Source organism: Paenibacillus sp. FSL H7-0942, from assembly GCF_045040715.1.
Lineage (GTDB): Bacteria > Bacillota > Bacilli > Paenibacillales > Paenibacillaceae > Paenibacillus > Paenibacillus amylolyticus.
Map to the genome: position 1 here is coordinate 1530571 of NZ_CP150279.1, position 13048 is coordinate 1543618.

Consider the following 13048-nt stretch of genomic DNA (forward strand, 5'->3'; position numbering starts at 1 on the left):
TTATTAGGAGGAGTTATTACAATGAACAATTGGAAAAAGCTATTACTTTCTCTTACTTTCGTAGGTCTCATCCTTCCGGTAACATCCATCTCAGAAGCTGCTGAAAAATCCGCTGGTAGTGAAAATCTTGTTCCTATTCGTGAGATTGCAGAAAAGAATGGGGCAGAGGTATCTTGGCAACAAAAGACAGGAGAAATCACAATACGAAAAAGTGAGCTTACGATTGTAGTTAAGGTAGGAGAGAAACAGGCGATGGTGAATGGGCAAGCCATATCCTTAGACAATCCTGTTCAGTTAACGAAAGGAACTACCTATATGGATGGGGCATTTCTTTCCGAGACGCTGAAGGCAGCACCTGAGGATATATTCATTTCCCTTATTAGTGAGGGCGATGGCAAGGAGGCTGCCAAGTATGTTCATACCTCTGTGAGTGGAGTGTTGTCACCCACGTTGTTGAGTCAGCTATGGGGAGCTTTAGAAGGACAAAATGGCAAAATTACAAGTGAAGCTATAGCTAAGCATGTAGAAAATAATACAGTGCATCGCAATGTTACCTATACGTTCAAAACAGAGCTAACTCGTTTAAATATTACGGTCAGAATGAATGATAACGGACTTGTGGATGATTTGCATATTGCCGCCGCTACTCCCGATGTGTATCAAAAACCAAGCTACGACGACCCATCTGCCTATACAGAACAAGACATTACGGTTGGTCAGGGTGATTTAGCTTTGCCAGGGACATTAACTTTGCCCAAGGGAGAGGGACCTTTCCCGGTTGTCATTCTGGTACACGGATCTGGGCCTAGCAATCAAGATGCTGCCATTGGTGGTGCAAAGCCGTTTCGCGATCTTGCGGTAGGTTTAGCTTCACAAGGAGTTGCTGTATTAAGATACGATAAGGTCACGTATGAGCATACCTATAAGGTGGCTTCACAGCCTAAATTCACATTAAAACAAGAGAGCGTAGATCAGGTAAACGATGCAGTGGAATTGCTTAAAAAGAATGCACATATTGATTCTACAGCGATTTTTGTAGCTGGACATAGTCAAGGCGGGTTTGCAATGCCATTAATCATTGCTGAGGATAAACAACATGATATTGCAGGAAGTATACTACTTGCTGCACCAAGTAGTAGCTTTGCGGATGTGCTTACCGAGCAGCAGGACGAATTGGTAGAGCGGATGAAGCAGCTTGGTTTAGACACGGATGTCATTCAAGGGCAAGCTGATTTTTATAAAAATGTGGCTGCGATGGTTAAAGATCCAAAATATTCTGTAGATCATCTTCCTGAGGCGTTTCCACTTCAACCTGCTTATTGGTGGTTTGAGCAGAGAGATTATGTGCCTGCGGAACTGGCTAAAACACAAAATACACCTATGTTTGTTATACAAGGCGAAAACGATGTGCAAGTGTCTATGAATCAATTCCAAACCTGGAAATCGTCTCTCCAAGGTCATTCCAATGTAACGTACAATAGCTATCCAAAGGTAAATCATCTTTTATCCAGCTATGATGGACTTTCGATCGGTCAAGAGTACGCTGAGCCATCTAATGTCTCCAAAGCCATTATCGATGATATTGTGAAGTGGGTATTAAAATCAAACTAAAAACGGGAGTTCCATTCTTGGGTTGAATGATAACTTGGAGAAGTGACACATGGGGCGAGATATAATAAGAAGAGGAGCACTTACCCAAATAGGCAAGTGCTCCTCTTCTTATTTATAAATTTGCTTTATTTAGACCAATTGGACTCTTTCTCGTCTTCATCGGTATAATCAGACATGGTCAGTGGTTCCTTGGGAACAACGGCCACTTTGTAGAACCGATTTTTGTCTTTTTCCAGCAAAACAAAGATTAGATTCTCGAACTCATATTCTTCCTGTTCGTTCATCTCGGGACGATGGCTGTAGAGCCATCCACCAATGGTGTCCCACTCATCTGCATCCAGGCTGGACATAAACATGTCGTTCACCTTCGATAAGGAAACCTTGCCATCCATAATGACATAGTTCTCATTGATGACTTGAATATCTTCCACTTCGTCTGCGTCGAACTCGTCGCGAATCTCACCAACAATCTGCTCAAGCACATCCTCGATGGTTACAATTCCGGAAGTTCCTCCATATTCGTCGACAAGTACGGCGATATGTACGCCATCCTTCTGCATTTTCTTGAGCAAGTCCTTCACAGGAGTTGTTTCGTGAACAGCCGATACAGGCTGAATCAGGGAGGATAGATCAACAGGTTCATCGTTTCCGTAAAGTTCCAGGAAGAATTGTTTCGTATTAATGATACCGATGATATCGTCTTTACTCTCATTCACTACTGGAAAACGTGTATATTGTTCTTCACGGATGATCTCCAGGTTTTCCTCGTTTGTTCTATTCACATAAAGGCAGACCATATCGGTCCGGGGTACCATGATTTCTTTGGCTAACATCTCATCAAAAGCAAAGATCCGGCTTACGTAACCGAACTCGGCTTGGTTGATTTTACCACTTTCAAAGCTTTCATTAATGATGATCTGCAACTCTTCTTCGGAGTGTGCATCTTCATGTTCAGAAGCAGGTTTGATTCCGAACAGTTTCACCAGTTGGTTCGCTGAGCCGTTTAACAGCCAGATAAAAGGATACATAATTCGGTTAAACCAGATGATAGGTGTAGACGTCAGCAGTGCAACAGTCTCGGCTTTCCGGATTGCAATCGTTTTTGGAGCGAGTTCACCAACCACAACATGCAGATACGTGATGGAAGCAAACGCGATTACAAACGATAAGAATGAAGAAACCGCCTCAGGAATTTGCAAGCTTTCGAACACAGGGTGGAGAATCTTCTCTACCGTTGGTTCACCCAGCCAGCCCAGTCCCAGAGATGTGATCGTGATTCCAAGCTGGCAGGCAGACAAATATCCGTCCAGATTGGCAACGGCTTGTTTAACAGCCAGCGCACGCTTGTTTCCTTCTGCAATCATTTGATCGATCCGGCTCGGACGAACCCGTACCAGAGCGAATTCCACTGCGACAAAAAACGCCGAAAGTCCTATCAAAAAAGCAACCAATACTAAATTTAACGCATACCTCTCACTTTCCATTCACTGCTCTTCTCCTTTAGGTAATAAGTTTTTAACGATTATTATATCTAATTTTACGTAAGAAGACCACCTCCAGACAAAGAAATGAGGAAGAGTCTGGAAGGTGAAATGAGCAGATTGGCGTCACAATGCGAATCTGCTCCATCATTAAACTGATATGTAGAAGGTAACACAGTCAGAATATACAATGAACGAAGTAGAAATTTGAATTTCCAGAATCAAGTATTCCGTCTGCTTATGTAAAGTTTTATCTAAGCAAACGTTACGAATAGGGGGTACATTGGGTATCTATGATTAGCTGTATACATAATCGTCAAAGATGTGTAGGTGAGAGAAAGGCAAGGCCATGAAGCTTGCCACTTGAGGAGGAAGCCGAATGTTCTGGCTGGTCATTATATTACTCGTATTTATTTTCCAGGCAGCCACAATTCTTTTGCTGGAATTTCGTAATCCGGCTAAAGCTGTGGCTTGGCTGTTTATTTTGTTCTGCGTGCCTTTGATCGGTTTTGTGGTGTACTATTTCGTGGCGCAGGATTATAACAAACGAAAAAAACTCCGCAAGGGTGGATCGCGCATCTTCCGTGAAATGAAGGAAACGATCTGGGAACAAGCCCACATCATTGGAGATGTCGAACAGATGCCTGGCGATCGTTTCAGCCACCAGCATCGATTGTTTAACCTATTATCCCATCTGTCGGAGAGCCCGATTACAGGTTGTAACCACAGTACGGTACTCACAAATGGTGAAGAGGCGTTTGCCGCAATGCTGAGGGAAATGGAAAAAGCAAAGCACCATCTGCATGTGGAATTTTACATTTTCCGTGATGATGTGATCAGTACGAAGTTTCAGGATGTCATGATTCGCAAGGCACAGGAGGGCGTGAAGGTTCGGTTTATTTGTGACGGTCTCGGCAGTCACAAGATGAGCTGGAGTTTTATTCGCAAACTGCAGGATGCAGGTGTGGAATTTCATTATTTTCTACCGCCACTGATTGCAACGATTGACCGAAGAGTCAACTACCGGAATCACCGTAAAATTGTTGTTGTGGATGGACAGGTTGGCTTCGTGGGTGGCATTAATGTAGGCGATGATTACCTTGGACAATATCCAGAGGTGGGTTTCTGGCGGGATACACATGTGCAGATCGAGGGAGATGCCGTGTACTTCCTGCAAAGTACGTTCCTGAACGACTGGAAATTGGCTTCCGGTGAGCGAATTACCGAACCCCAGCTTGCGGAATTGTTTCCACCCCATATCTGTAGCGGGGAAGAACGAATTCAGATTCTGGCCAGTGGGCCGGATCAGGACTGGGATGCCATTCAGGAAATGTGTTTTGGGGCGATTTCGGTAGCCTGTGACCGAATTTACATTACCACACCTTATTTTATTCCTGATCCTGCCCTGTATGAGGCACTCAAAACAGCTGCTGTCAGTGGCGTTGATGTGAAAATTATCATTCCGTATCAATCCGATTCAAAGCTTGTTCATTTGGCATCCCTTTCATATGTAGAGGAACTTCTGCGAGCAGGTGTTGAGTTCTTCCAATATCGCAAAGGTTTTGTACATGCCAAAGTGATGATTGTGGATGAGTTGCTTGCAACGGTAGGCACGGCCAATATGGATATGCGCAGTTTTTTTTGCAATTTTGAGTTAACGGCTGTCCTGTTCGAGTCCTCTCCGATTCGTCGTTTGATCACTGATTTTGAACGTGATCTCGGGGAATGCAGTCAGATCGATGGGGAGGTATTTCAGAAGCGTTCACGACGGCAAAAAGGCGCAGAAATGCTTTCTCGGATGCTTTCACCGCTTCTTTAGCCGATTTAGGGCAGATTTCTGAAGATAAGTTCACTTTTTGTGAATTTATCTTCTTTTTGCTAAGTATTTTGCGCAAATTTGATCTTTTATGATATAATAGATATATAAATCATGTCTTGGCGAAGGAGGGGAGTCTGCGGGAAAACAGGCTCCCTTTTGCTCTCTTTTGAAAGTGCAAACCGGGATGAATAACATTTTGAATCCATTTTATATCGCCTTTAGATGCTTGCGCTGTATAGCCAGGGTACATATAGAACGCAGTTTGCTGTTCTCCATATGTAGATTCACCCTGAGTATTTAAATGATTTATAAAATGGATTCACACACTGATTTAACGGGGGGATACCATGTCCAATGTAACGGTGAAAGAACTAACAGCCAAGCAAGCTGACCGCGGGGTCAAAAGCTCGGTGTTTACATTAAAGTTGCTGCAACGTATTGTGATGATTCTGATCGGTGCTGCACTAATGGCTGTATCGCTTGAAGTGTTTCTCGTACCGAATGGTGTTATTGATGGTGGGATTACGGGGATATCAATTATGGTGTCAGAACTTACACATCTGCCACTCGGAGTGTTCCTGACCTTGCTTAACTTGCCTTTCCTGATTCTGGGTTACAAGCAGATTGGTAAAACATTTGCGTTATCCACGCTGCTGGGGATCGTGGTCATGTCCATCGGGACATCATTATTGCACCATGTACCTGCATTAACACCAGGGGAGCCTTTGCTCGGAGCTGTATTTGGCGGATTGATCCTGGGTGTGGGTGTTGGACTTGTCATTCGGTCTGGCGGTTCACTGGATGGTACGGAGATTGTGGCGATCTTGCTTAGTGAGAAGTCACCTTTGTCTGTAGGACAGATCGTATTGTTCATTAACGTGTTTATTTTCGCAGGTGCAGGATTTGTATTCGGCTGGCCGAATGCCCTGTATTCCATGATTGCATATTATATTGCGATGAAGATGATTGATATTGTGAATGAAGGACTTGACCAGTCCAAATCGGTATGGATCATTAGTGAGAAATATCGTGATATCGGTTCAGCCCTGACAGACCGTCTTGGTCGTGGTGTAACTTTCCTGGATGGAGAGGGCGGATTCAGCGGGGACGAGAAAAAGATCATTTTTGTCGTGATTACCCGTTTGGAAGAAGCGAAGCTGAAGACCATCGTTGAAGATTGGGACCCGCAAGCCTTTGTGGCTATCGGTAACATTCATGACGTGAAGGGCGGACGTTTCAAGAAAAAAGGTATCCATTAGCGATTGATATATACATGAATGATAATAGCCGACACCCTTGTGATGAGGGAGTCGGCTATTTTTTCTTCAAATGTTTGAGAATGAGCTCTACCGGTTGGGGTTCAACAGCTGCGATTAAATCACCGGTTTGGTTCAAGCGTTCAATAATGTTCATCAGATGGTAATCCTGGATGGAGACGTTGCTTCTAACCTCATCCCAAGTAAGGGGTGTAGAGACAGTGGCGCCGGATTTGGCACGTGGTGTATAGGGAGCGGCAAGGGTCTTGCCTCCATAATGCTGGAGATAGTCAAAATAAATGCGGTCTCCACGGTCCTTTTTAAGTCGTTCCAGTGTGAACAGATCCGGGTGCTTCTGAGTGACATATTTGCCTACAAAATAACCAACCTCTCTCAATTCATCAAAGGTTACCCCTTGCACAATGGGAACGATGATCTGAACTCCTGTTGCGCCCGAAGTTTTGGGAATGGACCTCAGACCAAGGGAAGTCAGGGTTTCGCCAACGATGAGTGCGGCCTGCATGATCCGGGGTTCATGTTCCTGAGAGGGGTCCAGATCAATCATCCATTCACTGGGCAGATGGCTTCCCACAGTATGCAGAGAAGGATGAAATTCAAGTGCAGCCAGATTACCAAGCCATAACAATTCGGGAAGTCCATTCATGACCACATAGCGGATGCCGTCGTGAACTTCAGTGCGCACATAATCTGGTACGGGCTCAGGGGCATTCTTTTGATAGAAAAATGTTCCTCCAGCGCCGTGGGGATATCTTATCGTGGTGAGAAGTCGATTGCTCGTATACGTGAGCAGATAAGGAGCCAGAGCGGCCAGCTTTTGCAGATAGATGGCTTTGGTAACGCCCGCTTCCGGCCATAAGAGCTTGTCCGGGTTGGTGACCGTCAGCTCAGTGCCTTCTATTATGATGGTTCCCTGGATCTTGGGGGTCATATGGAATACCTCCTATATACTTAATGAATTATTGAAACATGGGCCGAAACACGAGTGCAGCGAACTCTTCATCATGGAAGAAGCTGGTTCGCCAGGCAATCCTCGCGGGTTACATCCGCGAAGGTTTGAATACTGGGATGGCGTAGAGTGTTATGATGAGTCAGCTCCATATATTGCACTTTGACTCCTATTCGCGGTTCCACCCAGGTGGTCTCTGCACTGCGCTCGGGTACATTATGGAACGGTCTGTCCTGCCTGATCAGAGGCTCGACTTGATGTGTGAGTTCCCGCCACATATTGGAGTTCAATTTGCCAGTCCCGACATGACCAATATAGACAAAATCAGGCCCATCATATACACCGACGGCGACGGCATTCACAATACCGCTCCGGTACGTGACTCCCCCGATCATGGCATATACGTCATGCATGATTTTGACCTTCTGCCAGCGCTGGTCCTTGCCCTGTATGCCATAACTGCTGGTGAGATCCTTGCAGACAATGCCTTCCATCTGATGTTGTCTCATGACCGTAAGCAGGGAAGCGGCATCAAGTGTATTGGTGACCTCCTGAACATGGGGAGCGGTGTTAAGCACCTCGTGCAACAGGCGCTGTCGATCTGCCAAAGGCTGATCCGTCACCCATTTCCCCTCATAGAACAGGATATCAAATACCATATATGTGACCGGAATCTGATGTATGGCTTGGGCGATACCTTCGGGTCTGCTCATCCGATCCCGCCGCAGAACGTGATAAAACGAAGGTTTTCCGGTATCCGGGTCCAGCGCAATAACTTCTCCATCCAAGATATAGGAGGAGCCTGAACACAGATTGCGTGGTGTTACCAGTTCGGGATACTGTGCGGTTCGATCATGTAATCTGCGATTCACCAGGCGCAGCTCATGCCCATCCTCATAGGCAAGCATGCGGACTCCATCCCACTTGACCTGGGCAATCCATTGCGGCCCTGTGGGCAAAGTATCTCTGGATATGGGTTCGAACGGAATCAGCGGTTTGAACATGGGGAACTCCTCTCTCGTACACCAATTAGCTCAGGTTAATTGGGAATTTTACTATATTTTTTGAAGCGGGACTTCATATGATGCACCAGAATGAGCAGTAATGGAAGTGCTATACCACAGGTCAGATCCCAATCAATCCAATAGGGAATAACGACCTTGAGATAAAAGTTCTCGTTTGGAGAGATTAGAATTGACATGGCGAGAATAAGCATGGCACCCGGCAGGATCAGAGAACGGTGACTGGACAAGCGAAACAGATGAGCGATGCCCAGGACAAAACCGTAGAAGAACAGAGCGGCTTTGAAGAAAACTGCAATAATCCAGACCGATGCTATGAAAGCTTCGATGCGTTGCATAAAGTTTCCGATATTGATCTTCTGTGAAAGGTTGAATGAAGCGAACCAGTGATGCTGGGTCATCCATGGTCCCATAACGAGCAGACACATACTTAGCGTCAGTGTGAGTAACAATCCGCCAATCATCCCTGCTAACAGAATGTCTTTCTCCAGATGGGGCTCATTTTTAGTGTAGGGAAAAAACATCATGAAGATGCATAGCTCACAGTAGGGATAGGTGAGTACAGCAACAAAACCTTTGAATGGATCAAGAAACCCTTGTGCCAGCACAGGTTGGATGTTGGCCAAACGTACATGGGGGATTAGACACACCGTCAGAATAAGCAGAAACAACACGATCAGAGGAAGAAAGACCTCAGCAGTTTTACCAATGCTCTCCAGACCCGACAGAAGCCCCCAGACAAGCGCACACATAAAAACCAAATGCAGAATCAGTAATGGAGATTCCGGCAAGATCTGAGTAGACATAAAATCGCCAATCTCCCTAATGAACGTTGAGGTACTGATCAGGAAATAAAAGAGATAAAAAGAGCCAAACAAGGTTCCGATCCAGGGTCCCAGTGTTCGAAGAGCATTTTGAATCAGATTTAACCGGGGATGCAGTTTGTAGGCAACTAGCATAATGAAGAGTATTCCCAAGCCCCCTACGACTCCCAATAAGGCTGATAACCAGGCATCCTGATGAGCGTAGGATGTGATCATGGAAGGGAAGACCAGAATCTGCTCCCCAATTGTGCACAGGAACATGAGTGAAGCGAGCTGTCTAACTGTCAAACGTCCCTTTTCGATCATGAGGTATCTCCTTAACATATCTTGTCTATGTATTGGTTAGAATGCACCAATTGTGCCAGTTTTATAAAAGCCAACTCAAAAAGCCCGGGTAACTGATCTCTCTGTGATGTAGAGAAATCAGTTACCCGGGCTTAATAAAATGAGGTTAAGCAAGCATATTGTAACGCCTAAACAAAATCAGTTCGCAGTTGTCAGACGTATACGAATATTTTGTGGGTCTACCGTAAACCAGGTACCCTCCACTTGGGTAACGACTGCACCGGATTGACGCAATTGTTCAAGTGCCTGATCCAATTGTTCCTGTGTGGCGTACACAATGGTGAAGTAGTCAATTCCTGTAGCGTTATCTGGATTAACAGGTGCGTTCACTCCCGCCCAGATATTAAGTCCCAGATGATGATGATAACCGCCTGCGGATACAAATAGTGCTGACATGTTAGCGAAGTTACCCACGATATCAAAACCGAGTATGCCGGTGTAATAGTTGCGTGCTTCTTCCAGGCTGCGGACGTGGAAATGTACATGACCAATAACGGTGCCAGTAGGCAGGCCTTGCCAAGGTTCATTCTCCGAGATGGCAAACAGGCTTTCCACATCAACAGGATCACTTGCCATCACGTAGTTATTGTCGCTATCCCGTTTCCAGGTATCACGTGCACGGTCGGCATAGATCTCAATCCCGTTTTGATCGGGATCGGAGATATAGAAGGCTTCGCTGACCAAGTGATCGCCTTGGCCGATATCGATGCCGGATGCAGCCAGATTACGAAGAGCAAGACCCAGGGACTTGCGGTCAGGCAACAGGATGGCGAAATGATACAAGCCAGCGTGTGAGCGTTCTGGCAGGGTAATTCCATCCGTGAGCTCTTCCAATCGCAGCAGGGACTGTTTTCCGTCGGCTGTCAACGTGGCCAATTTGTCACTACGCTTCAGTAATTTCAATCCAACCACTTCGGTATAGAACTTAATTGAACGGTTCAGGTTCATGATTCGCAGACTCACTTCACCCAGATGGGTTGTGGCAGGGATTTGATACGTTGTATTCATGATTGTTTCCTCCTGTTAATAGATAATATGGGTTCTCGTTTGATTGTGTATATGCGTTGAAAACGGATTATTTAATTGCATACTGTTGAAGTAGAATTACAGGGTGACTGTATATTCATAAATAAGTTACTTTTCATAAGTTAATATAAAATATAAATCAGCTTTCGTCAATCGTATTTTACGATTAAAACTGGAGTTTTATTGACAAGAACTGCTTCAATAGTTCTGTAAAACAAAAAAATCCGACTGTAAAGCCGGACTTGAGTTGAACGCATTACACACGCATATAACGATATCGGTCTTGCCTGAGCGACATTCAAACTTTTGGTTTGGGTGTCGCCTTTTTTCTTTTGGCTGGTGCAGCAGGTGTATCGGATTCTCCTCCGGCAACCGCTTGAGCAGGCGTTTTTCGCGGTGCACGTTTCTTAGGCTTGGCCGTTGTTGTCCCAGGGTCAGCCGGAATAGGCTTCACGGCCTCGATACTTGCCTGCAAGGCAGCCATCAAATCCATCACATTAGCTTCAGGTTTGGCTGGAGCAATCTTGATTTCCTCGCCCGCCACTTTGTGCTGGATAAGGTCCAGCAGTTTGCTGCGATAGTCATCGGTGTATTTACCGGGTTCAAAAGGCGTGGACAATTGATCAATCAGCAACTTTGCCATCGTGAGTTCCTTTTCATTCACGTTCTGCACTTCCGGCAAGTTGGGCACCTGGGAGACAGGACGAATCTCGTCCGGATAGAAAATCGTCTCCATGGAGAGGCAATCTTCCAGCACACGTATGGCAGCCAGACTGCTCTTCGAGCGGATGGAGATTTTGGCAATGCCAATTTTGCCGGTATCCCGCATTGCGTTCATCAACAGCTGGTAAGCATTTCCCCCAGCCTGATCGGGCGATAGGTAATATGTTTTCTGGAAATAGATCGGGTCAATCTCGGTCAAGTCGACAAAATCGAGTATGGTAATGGTTTTGCTGGAGGAATCATTTAACGCTTCCAATTCATCTTTCTCGAAGAGTACAAACTTTCCTTTTTCATATTCATAACCTTTGGTGATCTCTTCCCACTTCACGTCCACTTCACAGGAGGGACATTGACGAACATAAGCGAGCGGGCTGCCGCAGACTTTATGGATATAGCGCATGGAGATGTCTTTGTCTTCGGTAGCCGAGAACATTTTGACAGGGACATGCACAAGGCCAAAACTGATTGCACCTTTCCAGACGGTATGCATAGATCGGCTCCTTTCAAAAGGTTGTTCAAAAATTCCATCTTCTCGGTACTGAAAAACGGACTTTTTGAACACGGATTTATATTTAATAGTATGGGCATCTGGCGCGAGGGATAATCGTCTTGTAGCCGAACGAATTCGTATGGTTCGGCGAGACTCGGGGATGATAACAGAAACATGCTTCGGATTCCAACAGGAAGATGAGCATGGGATAAGTAAAATAGTTTTTCTCGCAGCACATATGCCGGGAGGTGCAATATTGAAGAACAAACGTGATGAGGAAGAAGCTCACAAGCATGCATTTTCTCCGTATCCTCTTGCCAAAGTCGAAAGTGCTGAAGAATTCTATACACCTGCTACAGCTGTAAACTGGGAAGCGGTCACTTCGGAAGAATTGCCCCTTGATCGGGAGTCGTTCATGCTTGACATTGACCGGATGGTGAATGAAGGGTTAGGCGGGGGACAGGTTACGGAAGATAACGGTTATATTGGTGAAAGTACAACAGATAGCATGGTTCGAGAGTCACATGATGATCCGGAAGGGGAGTATGAATAAGATGATGGATGCAAAGCGCGCCAAAGCGATCTATGATTCCAAGGATACCATTGCCGTTACATTGGAGGGAGATCCAGTCTGGATCGAGAATGTAGATGAAGCCAATGGCATGGCAACCGTTCAGGTTGGCAGCAGACCGGGAAATACCCAGACGGTTCGTGTGGATCGCTTGGAGGAGTAGATACAAGTAGCATATAGTTATTGAGGCATTCGAGAATGAATCAAAGCTGAAATATATGCATAACACGGCCGGTACCGAGAGGTGCCGGTTTTTGGTTTTTCCCAGTAGGTGTCTGAAACTTCGAAGGAAGCGAGTTTTGAGACACGTCTAATAATGCATGTTATAATTTCCGCTCGCCTCCTTGGATGTTGCGGGGGAAGAAAGGGACCGATATAATAAGGTTCAAAGTGAACTCAGGCGGCTGGACCGCCAAAGGTGGGGCGAATATTGAATCAGACGCACGAGCAGTGGGTGTATCAATCCCATGGCATTGCAGATACAGAAGCACTCGCTTCCGCACTCGCCAGTCAGGCAAACGCCGGCATGGTGATTGCTTTGGATGGTGATCTGGGCGCGGGAAAAACGGCATTTTCACAGAAATTTGCCTGGCATTTGGGTGTACGTGATGTGGTAAGCAGTCCCACATTCACGCTAATCAAGGAGTACGAAGGGCGTCTGCCTTTATATCACATGGATGTATATCGCATATCGCTGGAAGAAGCGGATGAGCTTGGACTTGATGAATATTTCTATGGAGCCGGAGTCAGTCTGGTGGAGTGGTCGAGTATCATTCCCGAATTGCTGCCGCAAGAGCACTTGCATGTGCAGATTGAAACAACGGGCCTGGAGGATCGAACGATTACACTGGATGGGTACGGCGAGACTTATGCAGCCATGTGCCGACAGTTCAGACAGAATGGGGTCAAATGA

Annotated in this window: 12 protein-coding genes; 6 read left to right on the forward strand and 6 right to left on the reverse strand. The window is 45.8% G+C overall.

Translation table 11 applies throughout. From position 1 onward, the window contains the following. The first annotated feature begins 21 nt into the window (after positions 1 to 21). Positions 22 to 1611: a stalk domain-containing protein gene (locus MHI48_RS06770; RefSeq protein ID WP_076319078.1), complete on the forward strand. Its 1590-nt coding sequence runs from the start codon at positions 22 to 24 to the stop codon at positions 1609 to 1611. 125 nt (positions 1612 to 1736) lie between these two features. Here MHI48_RS06770 and MHI48_RS06775 read toward each other — a convergent pair whose 3' ends face one another. Continuing rightward, positions 1737 to 3095 (reverse strand): hemolysin family protein, encoded by a 1359-nt coding sequence (locus MHI48_RS06775; protein WP_036668939.1) that lies wholly within the window; start codon positions 3093 to 3095, stop codon positions 1737 to 1739. A 376-nt stretch (positions 3096 to 3471) separates the two neighbouring features. On the opposite strand from MHI48_RS06775, the gene cls reads away from it, so the two are divergent. Together cls and MHI48_RS06785 are read left to right on the forward strand one after the other, a co-directional pair. Then, entirely contained in the window at positions 3472 to 4911 is a 1440-nt protein-coding gene (cls, locus tag MHI48_RS06780; RefSeq protein WP_047841979.1) for a cardiolipin synthase, read from the forward strand. A gap of 347 nt (positions 4912 to 5258) precedes the next feature. Beyond that, the gene (locus tag MHI48_RS06785) at positions 5259 to 6170 is read left to right on the forward strand and encodes a YitT family protein (protein WP_036668942.1); all 912 of its coding nucleotides are present in this window, start codon (positions 5259 to 5261) and stop codon (positions 6168 to 6170) included. A 55-nt stretch (positions 6171 to 6225) separates the two neighbouring features. On the opposite strand, the gene ligD is transcribed toward MHI48_RS06785, so the two are convergent. From ligD to MHI48_RS06810, 5 genes are all read right to left on the reverse strand, one after another. Beyond that, positions 6226 to 7116 (reverse strand): non-homologous end-joining DNA ligase, encoded by an 891-nt coding sequence (gene ligD, locus MHI48_RS06790; protein WP_315372681.1) that lies wholly within the window; start codon positions 7114 to 7116, stop codon positions 6226 to 6228. A gap of 71 nt (positions 7117 to 7187) precedes the next feature. Further along, complete coding sequence (locus MHI48_RS06795) at positions 7188 to 8138, reverse strand: RNA ligase family protein (protein ID WP_405143512.1); 951 nt, start codon at positions 8136 to 8138, stop codon at positions 7188 to 7190. Between the two features lie 35 nt (positions 8139 to 8173). Further along, positions 8174 to 9286 (reverse strand): endospore germination permease, encoded by a 1113-nt coding sequence (locus MHI48_RS06800; RefSeq protein ID WP_339285978.1) that lies wholly within the window; start codon positions 9284 to 9286, stop codon positions 8174 to 8176. Positions 9287 to 9463: 177 nt separating this feature from the next. After that, positions 9464 to 10333 carry a VOC family protein gene (locus MHI48_RS06805; RefSeq protein ID WP_405143514.1) on the reverse strand — a complete coding sequence of 290 codons (870 nt, stop codon included), beginning with the start codon at positions 10331 to 10333 and terminating at the stop codon, positions 9464 to 9466. A gap of 316 nt (positions 10334 to 10649) precedes the next feature. Continuing rightward, on the reverse strand, positions 10650 to 11564 hold the full coding sequence (locus MHI48_RS06810; protein ID WP_405143516.1) for a Ku protein: 915 nt from the start codon (positions 11562 to 11564) through the stop codon (positions 10650 to 10652). Between the two features lie 256 nt (positions 11565 to 11820). Here MHI48_RS06810 and MHI48_RS06815 point away from each other — a divergent pair, with 256 nt between their 5' ends. From MHI48_RS06815 to tsaE, 3 genes are all read left to right on the forward strand, one after another. After that, positions 11821 to 12117 (forward strand): hypothetical protein, encoded by a 297-nt coding sequence (locus MHI48_RS06815; protein ID WP_405143518.1) that lies wholly within the window; start codon positions 11821 to 11823, stop codon positions 12115 to 12117. A 4-nt stretch (positions 12118 to 12121) separates the two neighbouring features. Next, positions 12122 to 12298, forward strand: coding sequence for an H-type small acid-soluble spore protein (locus tag MHI48_RS06820; protein ID WP_026081228.1), 177 nt, complete (start codon positions 12122 to 12124; stop codon positions 12296 to 12298). A gap of 267 nt (positions 12299 to 12565) precedes the next feature. Then, positions 12566 to 13048, forward strand: a complete 483-nt coding sequence (gene tsaE, locus MHI48_RS06825) for a tRNA (adenosine(37)-N6)-threonylcarbamoyltransferase complex ATPase subunit type 1 TsaE (protein ID WP_282319102.1) — start codon at positions 12566 to 12568, stop codon at positions 13046 to 13048.

Bases quoted from the DNA above. Each gene is read 5' to 3' on its own strand.
- MHI48_RS06775 (WP_036668939.1), bottom strand. From the start codon at position 3,095: ATGGAAAGTGAGAGGTATGCGTTAAATTTAGTATTGGTTGCTTTTTTG.
- MHI48_RS06770 (WP_076319078.1), top strand. From the start codon at position 22: ATGAACAATTGGAAAAAGCTATTACTTTCTCTTACTTTCGTAGGTCTC.
- cls (WP_047841979.1), top strand. From the start codon at position 3,472: ATGTTCTGGCTGGTCATTATATTACTCGTATTTATTTTCCAGGCAGCC.
- MHI48_RS06800 (WP_339285978.1), bottom strand. From the start codon at position 9,286: ATGATCGAAAAGGGACGTTTGACAGTTAGACAGCTCGCTTCACTCATG.
- MHI48_RS06785 (WP_036668942.1), top strand. From the start codon at position 5,259: ATGTCCAATGTAACGGTGAAAGAACTAACAGCCAAGCAAGCTGACCGC.
- MHI48_RS06810 (WP_405143516.1), bottom strand. From the start codon at position 11,564: ATGCATACCGTCTGGAAAGGTGCAATCAGTTTTGGCCTTGTGCATGTC.
- MHI48_RS06795 (WP_405143512.1), bottom strand. From the start codon at position 8,138: ATGTTCAAACCGCTGATTCCGTTCGAACCCATATCCAGAGATACTTTG.
- MHI48_RS06820 (WP_026081228.1), top strand. From the start codon at position 12,122: ATGGATGCAAAGCGCGCCAAAGCGATCTATGATTCCAAGGATACCATT.
- MHI48_RS06805 (WP_405143514.1), bottom strand. From the start codon at position 10,333: ATGAATACAACGTATCAAATCCCTGCCACAACCCATCTGGGTGAAGTG.
- ligD (WP_315372681.1), bottom strand. From the start codon at position 7,116: ATGACCCCCAAGATCCAGGGAACCATCATAATAGAAGGCACTGAGCTG.